Origin of the sequence: Amycolatopsis sp. NPDC049688 (assembly GCF_040674975.1) — a bacterium.
In the GTDB taxonomy this organism is placed as follows: domain Bacteria; phylum Actinomycetota; class Actinomycetes; order Mycobacteriales; family Pseudonocardiaceae; genus Amycolatopsis.
This window is the reverse complement of the sequence record NZ_JBFANY010000001.1, coordinates 902,862-920,791: the sequence shown is the minus strand read 5'-3', so window position 1 is coordinate 920,791 and position 17,930 is coordinate 902,862. Positions and strand designations below refer to the sequence as shown.

At 73.9% G+C, this 17,930-nt stretch carries 13 protein-coding genes; 5 read left to right on the top strand and 8 right to left on the bottom strand.

Features of this window, described 5'->3' with window-relative positions:
* The first annotated feature begins 1 nt into the window (after position 1).
* Both AB0J55_RS03790 and AB0J55_RS03785 read left to right on the top strand, forming a co-directional pair.
* On the top strand, positions 2–913 hold the full coding sequence (locus AB0J55_RS03790) for a sugar ABC transporter permease (RefSeq protein ID WP_364242338.1): 912 nt from the start codon (positions 2–4) through the stop codon (positions 911–913).
* A gap of 20 nt (positions 914–933) precedes the next feature.
* Entirely contained in the window at positions 934–1,749 is an 816-nt protein-coding gene (locus AB0J55_RS03785) for a carbohydrate ABC transporter permease (protein WP_364243394.1), read from the top strand.
* On the opposite strand, the gene AB0J55_RS03780 is transcribed toward AB0J55_RS03785, so the two are convergent.
* The 3 genes from AB0J55_RS03780 to AB0J55_RS03770 are packed head-to-tail and all read right to left on the bottom strand — an operon-like array spanning position 1,739 to position 5,860.
* A complete protein-coding gene (locus AB0J55_RS03780) occupies positions 1,739–3,577 on the bottom strand; it encodes an ATP-binding protein (RefSeq protein WP_364242335.1) in 1,839 nt (612 codons plus the stop codon). The two genes, AB0J55_RS03785 and AB0J55_RS03780, sit on opposite strands and share 11 nt — an antisense overlap.
* A gap of 5 nt (positions 3,578–3,582) precedes the next feature.
* Positions 3,583–4,797, bottom strand: a complete 1,215-nt coding sequence (locus tag AB0J55_RS03775) for a transposase (RefSeq protein ID WP_364242332.1) — start codon at positions 4,795–4,797, stop codon at positions 3,583–3,585.
* Positions 4,798–4,837: 40 nt separating this feature from the next.
* Positions 4,838–5,860: a hypothetical protein gene (locus tag AB0J55_RS03770; RefSeq protein WP_364242329.1), complete on the bottom strand. Its 1,023-nt coding sequence runs from the start codon at positions 5,858–5,860 to the stop codon at positions 4,838–4,840.
* A gap of 257 nt (positions 5,861–6,117) precedes the next feature.
* Here AB0J55_RS03770 and AB0J55_RS03765 point away from each other — a divergent pair, with 257 nt between their 5' ends.
* The 3 genes from AB0J55_RS03765 (at position 6,118) to AB0J55_RS03755 (ending at position 12,381) form a co-directional block, all read left to right on the top strand.
* Positions 6,118–8,097 (top strand): ATP-binding protein, encoded by a 1,980-nt coding sequence (locus tag AB0J55_RS03765; protein ID WP_364242326.1) that lies wholly within the window; start codon positions 6,118–6,120, stop codon positions 8,095–8,097.
* 222 nt (positions 8,098–8,319) lie between these two features.
* Positions 8,320–9,126 carry a helix-turn-helix transcriptional regulator gene (locus tag AB0J55_RS03760; RefSeq protein WP_364242324.1) on the top strand — a complete coding sequence of 269 codons (807 nt, stop codon included), beginning with the start codon at positions 8,320–8,322 and terminating at the stop codon, positions 9,124–9,126.
* Between the two features lie 225 nt (positions 9,127–9,351).
* Positions 9,352–12,381: an acyltransferase domain-containing protein gene (locus AB0J55_RS03755; RefSeq protein WP_364242321.1), complete on the top strand. Its 3,030-nt coding sequence runs from the start codon at positions 9,352–9,354 to the stop codon at positions 12,379–12,381.
* 43 nt (positions 12,382–12,424) lie between these two features.
* On the opposite strand, the gene AB0J55_RS03750 is transcribed toward AB0J55_RS03755, so the two are convergent.
* The 5 genes from AB0J55_RS03750 to glgX are packed head-to-tail and all read right to left on the bottom strand — an operon-like array spanning position 12,425 to position 17,759.
* Positions 12,425–13,612 carry an FAD-dependent monooxygenase gene (locus AB0J55_RS03750; RefSeq protein ID WP_364242318.1) on the bottom strand — a complete coding sequence of 396 codons (1,188 nt, stop codon included), beginning with the start codon at positions 13,610–13,612 and terminating at the stop codon, positions 12,425–12,427.
* Positions 13,609–14,835: a PP2C family protein-serine/threonine phosphatase gene (locus AB0J55_RS03745; protein WP_364242316.1), complete on the bottom strand. Its 1,227-nt coding sequence runs from the start codon at positions 14,833–14,835 to the stop codon at positions 13,609–13,611. The genes AB0J55_RS03750 and AB0J55_RS03745 overlap by 4 nt, the downstream gene beginning before the upstream one ends.
* Positions 14,832–15,284: an ATP-binding protein gene (locus AB0J55_RS03740; RefSeq protein ID WP_364242313.1), complete on the bottom strand. Its 453-nt coding sequence runs from the start codon at positions 15,282–15,284 to the stop codon at positions 14,832–14,834. Before AB0J55_RS03740 ends, AB0J55_RS03745 begins: the two co-directional genes overlap by 4 nt.
* Positions 15,284–15,616, bottom strand: coding sequence for an STAS domain-containing protein (locus AB0J55_RS03735; RefSeq protein ID WP_364242310.1), 333 nt, complete (start codon positions 15,614–15,616; stop codon positions 15,284–15,286). The genes AB0J55_RS03740 and AB0J55_RS03735 overlap by 1 nt, the downstream gene beginning before the upstream one ends.
* 7 nt (positions 15,617–15,623) lie before the next feature.
* Positions 15,624–17,759 (bottom strand): glycogen debranching protein GlgX, encoded by a 2,136-nt coding sequence (gene glgX / locus AB0J55_RS03730; RefSeq protein ID WP_364242308.1) that lies wholly within the window; start codon positions 17,757–17,759, stop codon positions 15,624–15,626.
* Positions 17,760–17,930: the final 171 nt, after the last annotated feature.

Below are 17,930 nucleotides of genomic sequence, written 5' to 3'. Positions count from 1 at the left end.
CGTGCCCTCCCGCCCCCGGGTGGCACGCCGGCGGCGGGCGGGCACCGGCACGCGCGCCGCCTGGCTGCTGCTGGCCCCGTTCCTGCTCGGCTTCGCGGTGTTCTACGTGGCCCCGATCGTCGTGGCCCTGGTGAAGAGCTTCACCGCCGTCACCCGGACCTCGACCTACGGCCGTCCCGTCGAGGTGTTCGCCGGGCTCGGCAACTACACCGCGGCGCTCGGCGACGCCGGGTTCACCGGCTCGGTCGGGCGGGTGCTGCTGTTCGGCGTCGTCCAGATCCCGGTCATGCTCGGCCTGGCGCTGGTCCTGGCGCTCGCCCTGGACTCGGCGGTCGTGCGGCTGCGGCGGTTCTTCCGGCTCGCGTTCTTCCTGCCGTACGCGGTGCCCGGCGTGATCGCCGCGGTGATGTGGGGCTTCTTCTACGCCCCGAACCTCTCGCCGGTCAACCAGCTGCTGGCCCCGGCCGGGATCCACCCGGACCTGTTGTCCGGCAACGTGATCCTGTATTCGATCGCGAACATCGTCACCTGGACGTTCACCGGGTACAACATGCTGATCCTCTACTCGTCGCTGCAGGCGATCCCGCCCCAGCTGTACGAAGCGGCCCGGCTCGACGGCGCGTCGGGCTGGGCGATCGCCTGGCGGATCAAGGTGCCGGTCATCGCGCCGTCGCTCGTGCTGACCGGGGTCTTCTCCATCATCGGCACCTTCCAGCTGTTCACCGAACCGCAGGTGATGGCCGGGGTGTCGAGCGCGGTGTCGTCGTCCTACACGCCGTCGATGGCCGCCTACGCCCAGATTTCCGCCCAGAACTACGGCCTCGGAGCGGCGATGAGCGTGCTCGTCACGCTGCTCATCGCGGTCCTGTCGTGGCTGTTCTTCCGGATCACCCGTGCGAGGGCCGCCCTGTGAACACCCGGAGTTCGTCCGTCGTGGTCACCACGGCGATGTTCGTGGCCGCCGTCTACTTCCTGCTGCCGGTGGTCTGGCTGGCGATCTCGGCCACGAAGTCCGCGTCCGACCTCTCGACGACGTTCGGGTTGTGGTTCTCCGGCAACCACCTCGGGCAGAACCTGCACGACACCGTGGCCTTCGGGGACGGCCTGTACCTGCGCTGGCTGGCCAACAGCGCGCTGTACTCGGTGGTGGGGGCCGCGGCGGCGACGCTGCTGTCGGCGATGGCCGGGTACGCACTGGCGAAGTTCAGCTTCCGCGGGCGGTCGTTCACGTTCTCGGCCGTCCTCGCCGGGGTGCTCGTGCCGCCGACCGCGCTCGCCGTCCCGCTGTTCCTCATGCTCGCCGGCGCGGGGCTGACGAACACGGTGTGGTCGGTGCTGCTGCCGAGCATGATCAGCCCGTTCGGGGTCTACCTGGCCCGCGTCTACGCGGCGGCGTCGGTCCCCGACGAGCTGCTGGAGGCCGGCCGCATCGACGGCGCGGGCGACGTGCGCATGTTCTACACCGTGAGCCTGCGCCTGATGGCGCCGGCGCTGGTCACCATCTTCCTGTTCCAGTTCGTCGCGATCTGGAACAACTTCCTGCTCCCCCTGGTGATGCTGACCGGCGACCGGCTGTACCCGGTGACCCTCGGCCTCTACACGCTCAACACGCAGATCACCCGCGACCCCGACCTGAAGGCCGTCGTCGTCACCGGTTCGCTGCTGTCGATCATCCCGTTGATCCTGGCTTTCCTGGCGCTGCAACGGTTCTGGCGCACCGGCCTGGCCGCCGGGGCGGTCAAGGACTGACCGCCCCGGGCAGCCGGACGACGAACCGCGTGTCACCGGGCGCCGACACCGCCTCGATCGAGCCGTTGTGCCGGATCGCGACGATCTCGTGGCACAGGTGCAGGCCGAGGCCGGTGCCGTGGCCGATGTCCTTGGTGGTGAAGAACGGCTGGAACAGCCGCGGCAGCAGGTCCGGCGGAATGCCCGGCCCGCTGTCGCGCACCTCGACGACCGCGCAGGGACCTTCCCGGCGGGTGGTCAGCCGCAGTTCGCCGTGGCCGCCCATGGCTTCCGCGGCGTTGCGGACCAGGTGGGTCCAGACCTGGTTGAGCTCACCGAGGTGCGCGATCACCGGCGGCAGTGGAGCGTAATCGCGGACGATCGTGAGGCCGGTGAGCGTCGGGGCGAGGACCCGCAGCGTCGCCTCGAGTCCTTCGAGGACGTCGACCTCGCGGTCCGGGGCGCGGCCCAGATCGGAGTAGGCGGCCGCCGAGGCGACCAGCGCGCTGATCGCCCGGCCGGCCGCCTGCGCATCGACGGCGAGCGCCCGCGCCGAGAGCCGCCCGGCGAGCAGCCGGACGGCAATGTCGAGCACCTCGGGCCGGACGGCCGCGGCGAAGGCAGCCAGGTCGGCGGGGGTGATCGAGGAGAGGGCGGGGGCGAGGTCGGCTGCGTCGGGGATGCCGGCCGCGGCGAGCCAGTCGGACATCGCGTCGACGGCTTCCGCCGCGGCCAGGGGGTCCGGTTCGGGGGGTGTGGTCGGCGGGTGGTCGAGCGTGGCTCGCTCGCTGGCCAGGGTGGTGGCGGTCGCGGGACCCGCCGGCCGGCCCACCAGCCGACCAGACACGCCCAGCTCACCGGCCGAGGCTGTGGCGCCCGCGGCTACTTCCGCTACTGCGGAACCCGCCGGCCGACCAGCCCGCTCGCCAGCCGGGGCGATCACGGCGGCCTCCGCTACCGCGGGACCCGCCAGCCATCCGGGCCCGGCCCGCTCGCCGCCCGAGGCGGGTTCCGCTACCGCGGAACCCGCCATCCGGCCGGCCCCGCCCCGCTCGCCGCCCGGGGCCATGGTGACTGCCGCCGGCGAAGCCGGCGCCGGGAACTCATCCGCCGGATCCGCCGGCCGACTGGACCCGCCCCGCTCGCCGGTCGAAGCTGTGGCACCCGAACCAGCCGCCGGCTCCGCGACCGCCAGACCCACCAGCCCGTCCAGCGCCGCCCGTTCCCCGGGCAGGGCCATCGCGCCCCAGGCCGTCGCCGTCGTAATCAGGTCCGCCGCCGTGCGGTCGAACTCGGCCGCCGCTCGGACCAACGCCGCCACCGGGTTGTTGAGCTCGTGGGCCAAGCCCGCTGCCAGGGTTCCCAGTCCCTCCATCATCGTGCGGCGGCCCGCCTGGGCCTCGTACGAGCGGATCCGCCAGACCAGCACCGGCAGCAGGACCCGGCAGATCTCCGGGCAGCGCACCAGCATCCGCAGGAAGGTTTCGCGGTCGTAGACGAGCAGTTCCACCGGGCCGACCGCCGTCGCCGCCGCCACGTAGCCGCCGCCGGCCAGCAGCGGGAGCTCGCCCGTGTACTGGTGGGCCGCCGGGGGCTTGTCGGCCGCGTGGGGGGCCGCCGCCGGGTCGGCGAAGTGCCTTCCGACGATCTGCTCGCGGCCGTCGATCCGCTTGCTCAGCAACAGTTCCCCCGCCAGCAGCACGTAGAAGTGCTCCGCGGGCTGGCCGTCGTCGAACAGCATTTCGCCGTCGCGCAGGACCTGCCGGGTGCCGGCCGCCGCGAGCCAGTCGCGCCGCTCGTCGTCGAGGCCCGCGAACAGCTCGATGCCGCGCAGCCGAGCGCCCGTCACCGGACTCATGCGTACGGCCGGATCCACGCGTCGCGGGTGTCCAGGACACCGGCGTTTTCCTGCAGCACCCGGTACGCGTGCGCCACCGACGCCAGCGTCACGTGGTGGTGCCAGCCGCGGAAGGACCGGCCCTCGAAGTCGGCCAGCCCCGAATCGTCGTGCAGCCGGGCCACCCCCTCGGCGACGCCGCGGTGCCGGCGCACCAGGTGCACCAGGTCCGGCATCCGGGCCTGGGTGATGTTGGTCAGGTGGATCAGGTCCGGCTGCGCCCGGCCGGACACCCGCTCGGCCAGCAGCTGCCGGGTGCCGCGGTGCAGCCGCGCCGGCGCCGGCTGGGTGCGCCCGGTGCCGCCCAGCGGCGCCAGCACGAACTGCGAGATGCTCGCCTGCCCGTGCGCGGTCTCCCGCCAGTTCATCGTCATCCGGCCGAGCCGGCGGGCCTGGCGCACCAGCTCACCCGCAGTCCGGGGCTGCGGCGCGCCCAGCGCGGCCGCGGGCACCGCGCCCGCCACCGGGGTGTCCTCCGACACCTGCACGACGTAGTGCAGGCCGCGGCGCTCCAGCCCGCGCAGCAACGCCTCGACGTGCCGCTCGTGCCGGGCGTCGACGAGCACCGGCAGCGCGGGCAGGTCCCAGTCGAGCATCTCGTCCAGCATCTCCATGACGTGCGCCCAGCGCGGCCGGTGCCGCTCGCCCGGCGGCACCCGCGAGCGCGTCCGGCGGACGCTGTCCTCGTCCCACTCCCTCGGTAGCTGCAGCCGCCAGTCGACCGGCACGCTGCCTTCGTCGCAGGCGAGGAACACGGCCAGCCCCAGCTGGCAGTTGAGCACCCGCTGGCAGCTCGGCGCGAACTGCTTGGCGACGCCCACCGAACTGGCGCCGTTCTTCGGGAACACCGCTTCGGCGATCACCAGCGCCCGCGGCCGCAGCGTGCCCGCGACCGCCCGCGCCAGCGCGGCGCGGACCGGCGCCCAGTGCCACGGGCTCTGGTTGACGAACTGCTGCAGCGACTGGTCGGCGCGCCAGCCGACGACGTGGTCGGAGATCCGGCGGATCGTCTTGCGGCCGGGCAGGGAGTACAGCCCGCGGACGTACACCTCGCCCCAGCGGCGCTGGTCGGAGCGGGCGAAGGAGGCGAACAGCTCCTGGCAGAAGACGGACAGGTCCACCGGATCGACGGGTGCGACCGGGACGAAGCTCTCGATGCGGGCAGTGGTCATGGTTCCCCCAAACGGTTTGCTTCTCGTGCCGTGCGGTGGATCAGGCCGCGGCGCGGCCGACCCGGCACACGGCGAGCTCTTCCTCGCCGTGGGCGTAGTGCAGCCGGACACGCATCGCCGCGGCCTGCGGCGCGTACCGCGTGCGCCAGTCCTGGAAGTGCGCCCATGCCTCGCCGTAACCGCGCTGCTCGGGCAGCCCGGCGAGCACCGCCACGCGGACGCTGTGTTCGAACCCGCGTTCCTCCCTCCCCTGGAGGCTCACCGCGGGCCGCGGCAGGTCGATGCCGAGCTGCCTGGCCAGTGCGGGCAGGCAGCTCGAACCGGCGTCGAGCACCGAACGCGCGCTGTGCGGGGCCCACGCCGGTGCGACGGCGTGGGTCAGCGCGGCAGCGTCGAGCACCAGCACCGCCGCGTCCAGCCAGCACAGCTCGCTGGCGGGCCGGAAGCAGGTCAGCGCCGGGTAGCCGGTGTGGGTCGCCCGGATGTCGGCCAGCCAGGCGGTCCACTGCCGGAACAGGTCGTCGAGGTGCTCCCGCGAGCCGAACCGCAGGTGCTCGGCGAGCAGGAACTCCGCCTCGGACGGCTTGGTGCTGTGCGTGCACAGCTCGGCGACCATCCGTTCGCGACGGCTGTAGGCGGCGACGATCCGCGAGAGGTGCAACCCGAAGACGAGGAGCACCTGCAGCACGGCGAGCCAGCCCGCGACGGCCAGCAGGGCCGCCCCGGAGTCGTCGCGCAGCACCATGAACCGCGCGACCCCGCCCGGGGTCGGCGGGATGCCCGCCAGCGCCGGGACGAGGAGGGCGGCGCCGAGGAAGGTGGCCGCCATCCAGCCGGCCCCGACGAGCATCAAGGCGAGCGGGGCGCACAGGTCCAGCACGCGCTCGCGGCCGCCGGGCGGCAGCCACCGGGCGAGGGCGGCTCCCCCGCCGCCGACCGCCCGCACGGCCAGCCGCATCAGCCGGCCGGACCGCTGCCGCGGCGCGAACACCGTGCGCAGCACGCTCAGCCACGTCAGCCCGAGCAGGACGACCCCGGCGAGCAGGAGCACCGCCGGGATCACCGGTGCCCCACCGGGGCCGGTCGCCGTGGATCTCCGTCGTGCCGCACCCGCCCGTTCATCCCACCGGCCTCCAGTCCGTCCAGTTCTTCGAGCGTGCGCCGGTGAGCAAGAACCAAACAGAACCGGCTTGTAGTGGTACTGGGAATGCCTGCACTCGGTTGAGTGACGGAAGTGGTCACACTCCGTCAGCTCGATCTTGACCGGCTCCGCTGTCCGGGCGAGCGTGAACGGCATCGACCAGCGGAAAGGGGAATCGGATGGACTGGCACTTCGTCGGCCGGGCCGAGCACCTCGAACGGATCCGGTCCCGCCTCGCCGAACGCGACCCGGGCCCGCTCGTGGTCGTCGGCGAGCCTGGCATCGGCCGTACCAGCGTGGTGCGCAAGGCGCTGGCGGCCCTCGATCCGAGGCGGGACGCGCTGTTGGAGGTCCGCCCGGGCGGGCACGAGCCGTTCTCGTCGCTGCGGCACCTGCTGCCGGCCGGCGCGGCGCCCCCGGCGGGCCGCGACGCGGTGCGGGAGATCGCGGACGCGGTGCGGGCGCCGGCGGCCGGGCGCCGGCTGGTGCTCCTGGCCGACGACGCGCACCTGGCCGACCACGCGACGATGCTGGTACTGCAGCACCTCAACCGGCACGCGGGGGCGTTCCTGCTGCTCACCCACCCGGTCCCGGCTCCACGGGCGGGTGGCGGCGACCCGGTGGACTGCCTGCGTTACGAACGCGGGATCAAGACGGTACGGCTGCCGCCGCTGTCGGTGGACGAGGTGGGCGCGGTGCTGGCCCGGCTGATGGACGGCCCGGTCCGTTCGGCGACGACGGAAGCCCTGCACGCGGCCACGGCGGGCAACCCGGGCCTGCTGCACGACATCGTGGTCCGCCAGAAGCTGCGAAGCCGGATGACGCGCGACGGCGGCCGCTGGTGCCTGGCCGACGCCCCACCGGCGGAGGAACCACCGGCGCTGACCTGCCGCGGCGTCACGCACCTGCTCGCGGCGGTCGCACGGGCGTGGGAGTCACTGGCCCTGGACCAGGTGGAGGACTTGTGCCGGCTCGCGGTGTGGAGCGGCGCGGGCGCGGAGGTGGCCCTGGTGAAGGCGGCGGTGCATTTGCTGCGCGGCCGGGCGGCGGAGGCGTTCGACGCGTTGGACGGGCGATGGGAGGGGGCGGGAAGGAGCAACGGCGCCGGTTTGGGAGCGGCCCTGGACCTCGGCGCCGGCTCGGGCGCGGTGCTGCACCGCGCAGCAACCGACAACACGGGCATCAACGGCACTCGCAACCACGCAGAACCCACCGGCGGCACCGACTCGGGCGCGGTGCTGCACCGCGCAGCAACCGACAACACGAACATCAACGGCACTCGCGACCACGCAGAACCCACCGGCGGCACCGGCTCGGGCGCGGTGCTGGATCGCGTGGGCTTCGGCGGCGGTCTCGGCCAAGCGAAAACCGCCGGCGGTGCAAGCTCTGGCGCGGTCGTCGACCACACGACCCCCCGCGGCACCGGCATCGGCGCCGCCCTCGGCACCAGCTCCAGCACGATCCTCGACCACGCCGAACCCGCCCCCGGCCGCGAAGGCCGCGGCGACGGCCCGGGCTCCGAGGCGGCCCTCCGCCACGCAGCACCCGTCGCACCGCCGGCGGACAGCCGAGCCTCCGCCGTCCGCTCGCACTCCGCCCCGCCGCGCGGCCATGCGATCGGGGCGGCCGCGCGCTCCGATGATCCGCACCCCCTTCTCCTGCGGGCCATGTGCCTCGCCTTCGGCCGCCAGGAGCTCGGTGAAGCCGATGCCCTCCTCGCCGCCGCGGCCGCGGCCTCGCCGCACCGGGAACGGCTTCACGCCTACCGTTGCTGGCTGCTCGCCGTGGCCGGGCGGAGCTCCGAGGCCGCCGATGTGCTTGCCGGCCTCACGCACCACCGGGACCGGCACGCCGCTCTCTTCGCCCACGCCGCCGAGGCCATCGGGCACCTCGACCTCGGCCGGGGCGCCGCCGCGATCCCGCCCCTGCGGCGGGCGCTCGTGCTCGCCGAGGCCGATCGGGCCGTTCTTCCCTGGATGGCGCCCTACCTGCGGGCCTACCTCATCGATGCGCTGCTGCTCGCCGGGCGGATCACCGAGGCCACCTCGCTGGCCGGCGAATTCCACGCCGCCGCGCCGGACTGCGGGTGGAAAGTCGCCGTGGCGATGGCCGCGCTGACGACCGCCGCCCGCTCGGCCGCCACCGCCGAGGTGCCCTGAGCACGAAACGCCGCCCGGCAAAAGGACCACCCGGCCGCTTTCCGGCCCGGCCCCACACTCGGCGAATAGTCCTTTTAGGCCGTTTCGCCGGATATCGGGGGAAAGTTCACACCAGCGGACCGCCGTGGCCGGCCGGATGCGACCGGTACGCCCCGTATGCTGTCCGAATGGCCCATTGCCTGGGGGATTTTCGTCCGTCCGTTCCGCCCGCCCGAGGTCGGCATGTCCGCGGCAGGCGATAGCCGCCGGGAGCTGGCCAAGTTCCTGCGCAGCAGGCGTGAGCGGATCACCCCGGAGGAGGTCGGGCTGCCCGCCGGGCCCCGGCGGCGGACCGTCGGGCTGCGGCGCGAGGAGGTCGCCGTCCTCGCCGGACTGAGCCCCACCTGGTACACCTACCTCGAACAGGGCCGCGGGATCCAGCCCTCGCGCGAAGTCCTGGACAGCCTGGCCCGGGTCCTGCGGCTGACCGAGGACGAACGCCGGTACGTGCACAGCCTCGCGCACGGCTCGGTCATCCAGGCCGCTCCACTGACGACGGACGTCACCGCCGCCGACCTCATCCGCCAGATCGTCGCCCAGTTCGACGACAGCCCCTACCCGGTCTACGCCGCCGACCAGTACTGCGCGGTCATCGCGTGGAACCAGGCGGCCTGCGAGTGGTACGACGACTGGGCCGTCCTGCCGCCGGCGGAACGCAACATCCTGCACTGGCTGCTGTCCTCGCCGCTGGCCCGCGAACGGCTGGTGGACTGGGAGGTCGTCACCCGGGACTCGGTCGCCCGCTGGCGCGCCGAATGCGCCCGCCACCCCAACGACCCGCATATCCGCGCCCGCATCGCCGAGTTCACCCGCCTCAGCCCGGCTTTCGCCGAATGGTGGGAAAGTCACGAAGTGCTGGAACACCGGTCGGCCGTGCGGTTGTTCCGCCACGGGCACCTCGGCGTACAGGCCATGCGCATCGTGCCCCTGCAGTCGCCCGAGTTCATTCCCTCCGGCGTCGTCCTGCACCTGCCCACCGCGACCGAATAGCGGCCGCGCGTTTCGGCATTCCGTTATTTGGTCGTTGACCACCGGTCGGTCGGCGCGACAGGCTATGCGCAGCGTGCCGATCCTGCTCAGTGTCGACGGACCGCCCCTTAGGCGGTTACGGCCACGAGCAGCAGATCCGCCGACTGGGGAACAACAAGCAAAAAATGGCCATGCCCGCCATTCCGGGATCGACGCTGGGGTCCCGTGGCAGCACGAGGGGAAGTTATGATCTTGAGGACGAGCAGGAACCTTGCCCGGCAAACTTCCGCAGAGCAGGGTGTTGCCATTGTCGGAGCCGCTTGCCGGCTGCCCGGCGCCGGAACTCCGGAGCAGTTCTGGGAGGTGCTGCGGACCGCGCAGGACACGGTCACCGAGGTTCCGGACGACCGTTTCGACGTCGACCGGTGGTTCTCCCCCGAAATGGGAAAGCCGCACACCATCCGCAGCCGCAGCGGTGGCTTCCTGGATCGGATCGACCAATTCGACGCACGTTTCTTCGGCATTCTGCCCAACGAAGCGGAGCAAATGGACCCGCAGCAGCGGATGCTCCTGGAAGTCACCTGGCAGGCCTTGGAAGACGCCGGGCGGACCGCTCCCGAACTGGCCGGCTCCAATACCGGCGTCTACGTGAACATCTGCAATTCCGGATACTGGGACGTGTTGCGCGCGGCGGGGCGCCACGACCTGCACGCGGCGATGGGCGGCGAGGCGGGCGGAATGGCCGCGGGCCGGATCGCCTACCACCTCGACGTGCGCGGCCCGGTGATGGCGCTGGAGTCCACCTGCGCCACCGCGCTGCTGGCGGCGCACGTGGCCGGCCGGGCCCTGCGCTCCGGCGAGATCGACCTGGCCATCATCGGCAGCGCGAACCTGCTGCTGTCGCCCGACCTGTACTTCGCGCTCAGCGAGGCGGAAATGCTCTCCCCCACCGGGCGCTGCCGGTTCGGCGACCGGGACGCCGACGGCTACGTGCGCAGCGAAGGCGCCGTGGTGCTGGTGCTCAAGCGGCAGGAGGACGCGGACGCCGACGGCGACCGGACCTACGCGACGGTCATCGGGACCGCGGTGCGCGGCGACGGCCGCAGCGGCGGCACGCTCACCACGCCGGGTGTCGAGGGCCAGGAAGCCATGCTGCGGGCGGCCTACGAAGACGCCGGCGTCTCACCGGCCGATGTGGACTTCGTCGAGGCACACGGCCCCGGCACCCCCGCCGGCGACCCGGTGGAGCTGACGGCGCTGGCCACCGTGCTCGGCGAACAGCGCGACCCGGCCCGGCCCTGCCTGGTGGGCTCGGCCAAGTCCAACGTCGGTCACCTCGAAGTCGCGGGCGGGATGGTCGGGCTGCTGAAGGCGGCGCTGGCCCTGTACCACCGCGAGCTCCCGCAGACCCTGCACGTCCGCACCCCGCTGCCGATCTTCGAAGAGCCGGGCAGCCCGCTGCGGCTGGCCACGGAACGGACGCCGCTGACGCCGATCGACCGCCCCGCCCTCGCCGGGGTGAGCGCCTTCGGCCTTTCCGGCGGTTACGCGCACGCCGTGCTGTCGGAAGCTCCGGCGGTGGCCGCGCCGCGCCGGACCCGGGACGGCGATCGCCCGGCGTACCTGCTTCCGTTGTCCGCCAAGGATCCCACCGCGCTGCGGACCCTCGCCGCGGCGACCGCCGAGCTGCTGAGCGCCCCGGACGGGCCCTCCGCCGCGGACGTCTGCCACACCGCCGGGACCCGGCGCACGCACCACGAGCGCCGGGTGGCGGTGGTGGGCCGGGACCGGGCGGAGCTGGCCGACGAGCTGATCGCGGTGGCCGGCGGGCACGGCGTCCGGCCGGCACCGGTGCGGGCGCCCCGGGTCGTGTTCGTCTTCCCCGGCCAGGGTTCGCAGTGGCCCGGCATGGGCCGCGAGCTGCTGCGCACCGACCCGGTGTTCGCCGCGCGCTTGACCGAGTGCGATCGGGCGGTACGCGCCGAGGCCGGGTTTTCCGTGCTGGAAGCCCTGGAATCGGGCCGCACCCTGTCCACTATGGACGAGGTGCAGCCGGTGCTGTGGGCGGTGCAGGTGGCTTTGGCCGGGAGCTGGCGGAGCCGGGGCATCGAGCCCGGCCTGCTGATCGGGCACAGCATGGGCGAGGTGGCCGCCGCGGTCACCGCCGGCGCGCTGACGGTCGCCGAAGGCGCGGCGGTGATCTGCCGGCGCAGCGGCCTGCTGGCCCGCCGCCGGACGCCCGGCGCGATGTGGGCGGTGCAGCTGGGCGAGGAACGCGCCGCCCGCGCCATCGGCGCGCACGCCGACCGGGTCTGCGTCGCGGTGGTCAACAGCCCGCACGCGACGGTGCTGTCCGGCGACCCCGGCGCGCTCGCCGAAGTCGTCGCGCCGCTGCGCGCGACCGGCGTCCACTGCCGCCAGGTGCCGGTCGACTACGCGTCGCACGCCCCGCAGGTGGCCGGGCTCGGCCCGGACATCGAACGGTCGCTCGCCGGGCTGCGCCCGCGCGAGGGCCGGGTGCCGCTGCACTCGACCGTGCTGGACCGCGTGGTCGGCGGCACCGAGCTGGACGGCCGTTACTGGGCGGACAACCTGCGCCTGCCGGTCCGCTTCGCCGACGCCGTCGGCGCGGTGCTCGCCGATCCGCGGCCGGTGCTGTTCGTCGAGATCAGCCCGCACCCGATCCTGCACGCGGCGATCGAGGACGGCATCGAGGCCGCGGGCGCGGCCGCCGCCACGGTCACCGGCTCGCTCGAGCGGGAAAGACCCGAGGCGGCGACGATGCTGCGGGCGCTCGCGACCGCGTACGCGGCGGGTTGCGACCCGGACTGGGCCCGGCTCACCGAAGGCGGCGCGTTCGTCCCGCTCTCCGGCTACCCCTGGCAGGGCGAGCGGTACTGGGTCGGCGACGGCGCCGGGGCGGGGACCTCCCCGGTGATCTCGCTGCACCACCGGCACGCCGCCGCCGAGCGGTTCGACGAGCCGGGCGACCGCCCCCGCCGGGGCCCGAGCACGCCGGAGGAGTGCGCCGAGGACCTGCTCCGCCGGACGTCGGTCCTGCTCGGCATCGACACCGGCGGGGTCGGCCTCGAGGTGCCGCTGACCCAGCTGGGGTTGAACTCGCTGTTCGCGGTGAAGCTCGCCTACCGGCTGCGGTCCGAGCTCGACATCCCGATCAGCGTCCGGGAGCTGCTGCAGGCGGCCTCGATCGCGGAGCTGGCCGAGCTCGTCCACGACCGGATGCCCCGTGCGGTCGACGCGGACCAGGCGTCCTGAACGGCTCGTGGCGGCCACCTCCCCCACGGGTGGCCGCCACGGCTCACCGCGCCGGTCCGTCCAGAGTGGACCGCCACCACCGCCGGAACTCACCGTCGCCCATCGCCGCCCAGTCCGGCGTCCGCCCGACCTGGGCGGCGCCGAGCCGGCGCCCGAGGGTCACCAGCTCCGCGCCGTTGGCGGTGCGGCTCGTGTCGTAGCCGGCCAGGACCGCGTCCCACCGGCGGTGCTCGCGGCAGCCCGCCTCCAGCGCCAGCGCGTCCTGGACCGCCTTGGTCACCCCGCCGCCCGCGTGCGGGCGGGCCAAGGCCCCGGCGTCGCCCGCGAGCAGCAGCCGGCCGGTGGCGTACCGGGCGACCGCGAGGTCGTAGATCGGCTGCAGGGCCAGCTCGGCCCGGGTCGTGGCGCGGACCACCCGGGCCCAGACCGCGGGGAAGTGCGCCTCGACGGCCCGGTCCAGTTCCGCTGCGAGGCCGTCGCCGACCCTCCCGGGAGGCAGCGAAACCAGCCCGCCGGGCCGGGGCAGCGGCAGGTAGACCGCCCAGTTGACCCGGGTCTCGGTGCCCGGCAGGCCGGGCATCAGGTAGAAGACCGCGTGACCGCCCGGGAACATCACCGACACCCCGGCCCCGTGCAGCGCCGCCGGTGGTGTCCCGAGGCGCGACGCCGGGTAGTTGCCGCGCCAGAGCGCGTAGCCGGCGTAACCGGGACGGCCGCCGCCGGCGATCCGGCGGACCCGCGAGGCGTACCCGTCCGCGCCGACGACGACGTCGAAGCGCCCGGTCACGCCGTCCGCGGTGACCTCGGCGCCGGCTCCGGTCTCGCGCACGCCGGTCACCGTCGCGGTGCGCCAGCCGACGCCGTCCGGGACGCGCTCGCGCAGGCCGCGCCAGACGATGCCCCAGTTGGTCAGCAGCAGGTCCAGGGGCTGCCGCCAGGCGAGCCGCCCCGCTTCGCCCGCCGCCGGGTCCGCCACGATCCACGACCGTGACCGGCAGGCCAGCGCCGGCGTCGCCGCGGCGAAGTAACCGGCGTCGACGAACTCGCGCCAGGCGGGCCGGGCCAGCCCGATGCCGAACCCGCGGTCCGCGAGCACGCCGCGGCTGCGTTCGAACACGGTGACCGCGCAGCCCGCGCGCGAGAGCGCGATCGCCGCCGCGCACCCGGCGACGCTGCCGCCGACCACGGCGACCCGGCTGCCGCGGACCCGTCCGCCGGGGAACGGCGTCACGGGCGGCTCCGCCGGTGCAGCGCCAGCATCGTGATGTCGTCGGACTGTTCCGCGCCGGAGACGAACCGCGACAGCGTGTCCTCCATCTCGAGCAGCAGCTTCTCGGCCGCCGTCCCCGCCCGCCCGGCCACCGCGGTCATCCGGTCCATGCCGAACAGCGCGCCCGCCCGGTCCCGGGCCTCGACCACCCCGTCCGTGTAGAGGAACAGCGTGTCGCCGCGCTGGAGGCTCGTGTGGCCGAGGGTGTACGCGCTGCCGGGCATCATGCCGACGGCGGGCCCGGTCGGGGTGAGCAGCTCGTGCCCGCCGCTCGCGCGCACCAGCACCGGCGGGTTGTGGCCGCCGTTGATGTACAGCAGCGCCCCGGAATCGGGGTCGAGCACGCCGAAGAACACCGTCGCGAAGTACCCCTGCCGGAGGTGGTTGCGGGCCATGTACCGGTTGGTGCCGAGCACGGCTTGGATCAGCGGCCCGGCGCCGAGGGACAGCAGCGGCGGCAGCGCCGGGCCGCCGGCGACGACCTCGGGGACGGCGTCCACCGGGCTCACCGTGCCGGTGTGCTCGGCGGTGTGCCGCAGCAGGGTCCGGATCAGCGCCATGAACAGCGCGGCGCCGATGCCCTTGTCGCAGACGTCGGCGACGACGAACCCCAGCCGCCGGCCGTTGACCAGCTCGAAGCCGTCGTAGAAGTCACCCGCCACCTGGCGCGCCGGGCGGAACCGCGACGCGAACTCCCAGCCCGGCGCCGACGGCAGCTCCTGCGGCAGGAACCCGGACTGGATCTCCCGGGCGATGCTCAGGTCGCGTTCGTACTCGCGCACGCTCGCCGCGGCCGCCATCTCCTCCACCGTCATGGTCAGCTGCCAGCGCTCCCAGCAGGACGTCATCCGGCTCCGCAGCAGGCCCGGCAGGTAGGGCGGGACGACGAAGTCGAACCCGCCGCGCGCGCAGGCCTCGAGCGCCTGGAAGTCCTCGCCTTCGGGGAACACCAGCAGGGTGGCCGACGCGCCGGTCACCGCGACCTGCTGCGCGATCAGCGCGACCCGCTGCAGGCCGAGCGACGCCGACACCAGCAGCACGTCGGCGTCGAGCCGGCCGGGCCGCTCGGCGAACCCGGCCGCGCTCACCTTGGTCAGGCCGATGTCCTCCGCGCGCAGCACCCGCTCGAGCTCGGGGGCGGGGTCTTCGCTGTCAGCGACGAGAAGCGCCGTCGTACCGGTCATCGTTTCCTCCGTCGTTCGCCGGCGCCCCGGTGCCCGCGTTCCCGGTGCAGCACCAGGATGTTGCGGTTGCGGCCGCGCACGTGCTCGTAGCCGAACTCGTCGACGACGGTCAGCGCCAGGTGCAGGCCGAGGCCGCCCGCGGCCCGCAGCGGCGGTTCGGCTGCCAGCCGGGGGTCGGGGTGGTGGCCGCGCGGGTCGAACGGCGGCGCGTCGTCCTCGATGCTCAGCCACACCCGCCCGTGCGCCGCGTACCCGCCGAGGTCGACCACGCCCGGCGCGCCGCGGTAGCCGTGGCAGGCGATGTTCGTGGTGATCTCGTCCGCGGCCAGCCGCAGCCGGTAGGCCTGCGGCGCCGCTAGGCCGCCCTGCGCGGCCAGTTCGGCGACGAGCCCGGCCAGGACGCCGTTGACGTCGTGGCCGCTGTTGACCAGCAGCCGGCGCGCGGCCATCAGGGCTCCGCCCGGCTCTGCATCACGATGGCGCGGTCGAACCCGGTCAGCCGGATCGTCTCGGCCACCTCCGGGCGGGCGCCGACCAGCACGATGTCGCCGGTGCGGCCCAGCTTCTGGTGCGCGAAGACCAGGCACCGCAGCCCGGCCGAGGACAGGTAGGTCAGCTCGCCCGCCAGCAGGACGATCCGGCGGACGTGCTGCTCGACGGCCCGGGTGACCAGCTCGTCGAGCACGGCCGCCGAGCGCGAGTCCAGTTCGCCGGACAGCCACACCGTGGCGGTCCCGTCCTCGACGTCGAGCTTGGCCTGGAAGTCCGTGGGAACACTCATCGGTGGCTCACTCCTCGTGCGGTTGCGCCGCGGCGGGGCCCGGCCGGGCGAGCAGCACCGCGGAGGACCGCGGGGCCAGCCGGACCGAGTCCTGCCGGGGCAGGGGTGGTTCGGTGCCGGGCGCGTGGCTGTCCGCGCCCGGCCCGGCGCCGGTGTCGGCGAACCGGTGCCAGGTCAGCTCCGGCGGCAGCTCGGGCAGCTGCAGCTCGTGCGGCTCCCAGTGCGCGTTGGCGGCCACGTAGACGCAGTCGTCGGCGCCGCCCGGGTGCCGGCCGCACAGCATCGCGGCGAACACGCGGCTGTGCGGCGACCAGTCCGGCGTCCACGCGCGCACGCCGTGCCAGCTGACGTCCGGGAACAGGCCCTGGGTGCGCCCGGTGGGCTGGCGGCGGCGCCGCAGGCACGGGTGGGCGCGGCGGAAGGCGATCAGGTGCCGGGTGAACTCGACCAGCTCGGCGTTGCGCTCGACCAGCGTCCAGTCGAACCAGGACAGCTCGTCGTCGTGGCAGTAGGCGTTGTTGTTGCCGTGCTGGGTCCGGCCGGCCTCGTCGCCGGCCAGCAGCATCGGGATGCCGTGGCTGGTGAGCAGGATCAGCAGCGCGTTGCGCACCTGCCGGTCGCGCAGCCGGGCGACCGGGCCGCCGTCCACCGGGCCCTCGTGCCCGCAGTTCCACGAGATGTTGTGGTTCTCGCCGTCGCGGCCGTCCTCGCCGTTGGCGTCGTTGTGCTTTTCGTTGTAGGACACCAAATCTCGCAGGGTGAAGCCGTCGTGCGCGGTGACGAAGTTGACCGACGCCACCGCGCCGCGGCGGGCGTAGAGGTCCGGCGAGCCGACGAACCGGGTGGCCAGCTCGGCCACGCTGCCGACGTCCCCCTTGAGAAAGTGCCGCAGCGCGTCGCGGTAGCCGGCGTTCCACTCCGCCCAGCGGCAGTAGTCCGGGAAGCTGCCCACCTGGAACAGCCCGCCCGCGTCCCACACCTCGGCGACCAGCTTGCAGTCGCGCAGCACCGGGTCGTGGGCGAGGGCCTCCAGCAGCGGCGGGTTGGCCAGCGGGACGCCGTCGGTGGCGCGGCCGAGGATCGCGGCGAGGTCGAACCGGAAGCCGTCGACGTGGAACTCCGACGCCCAGTAGCGCAGGCAGTCCAGCACGAACCCGCGCACCACCGGGTGGTTGCAGTTGAGCGTGTTGCCGGTGCCGCTGAAGTTGAAGTAGTGCCCGTCGGGCGTGAGCATGTAGTAGGTGCGGTTGTCCAGGCCGCGCAGCGACAGTGTCGGGCCGCGTTCGTCGCCCTCGGCGGTGTGGTTGAACACCACGTCGAGCATCACCTCGATGCCCGCCCGGTGCAGTTCCTTGACCGTGTGCTTGAACTCGTCGACCTGCATGCCGTGCCGCCCGGTGGCGGCGTAGCCGGCCTTGGGCGCGAAGAAGCCGACCGTGCTGTAGCCCCAGTAGTTGGCCAGGGGCTCGCCGGTGCGCGGGTCGCTGCGGACGTTGTCCCGTTCGTCGAACTCGAACACCGGCATCAGCTCGACGCAGTTGACCCCGAGCTCGGCCAGGTACGGGATCTTGGCCACCAGCCCGGCGAACGTGCCCGGCGCGCCGACACGAGAGCTGGGGTGCGCGGTGAACCCGCGCACGTGCGCCTCGTAGACGACCAGGTCCTCGGGCGGGATCCGCAGCGGCCGGTCGCCTTCCCAGTCGAAGTCGGCGGGTGCGATCCGCGACCGCCACGGCCGGTCCGGCCCGCACCGCCAGCGCTCGCGCCCCGACAGCAGCGTCGCGTACGGGTCGACGAGCAGCGCCCGGCCGTCGAACCGGTCGCCATCGGCCGGCGCGAACGGGCCGTCCGCGCGGTAGGCGTAGGCGATCGCCTCCGGGTCGACGCCGAACACCGTCATCGCGTACACCCCGCCGATCCGGAAGGACTCGTCGAACCGCAGTTCCGCGAGCGGCTCGTCCTCGCCCACGCGGAAGAGCACCAGCGTCATCGCGGTGGCGTTGTTCGAGTACACCGAGAAGTTGACCCCGCCGGGCACCGGTGTCGCCCCGAAGGGCAGCGGCTGCCCGGCGCGGACCTCGAACCCGCCGATGCGGTGGGTCGGGTACGCGTCGATCCGCGCCGGCAACGACGTCCAGCTCATCACACCTCCTGCGTCCGGTTCGCCGTCACGGCTCGAGCGCGGCGAGCCCTTCGGCGAGCGTGTCGGTCACGGTCCGCGCCGGCAACGACGTCCAGCTCATCACACCTCCTGCGTCCGGTTCGCCGTCACGGCTCGAGCGCGGCGAGCCCTTCGGCGAGCGTGTCGGTCACG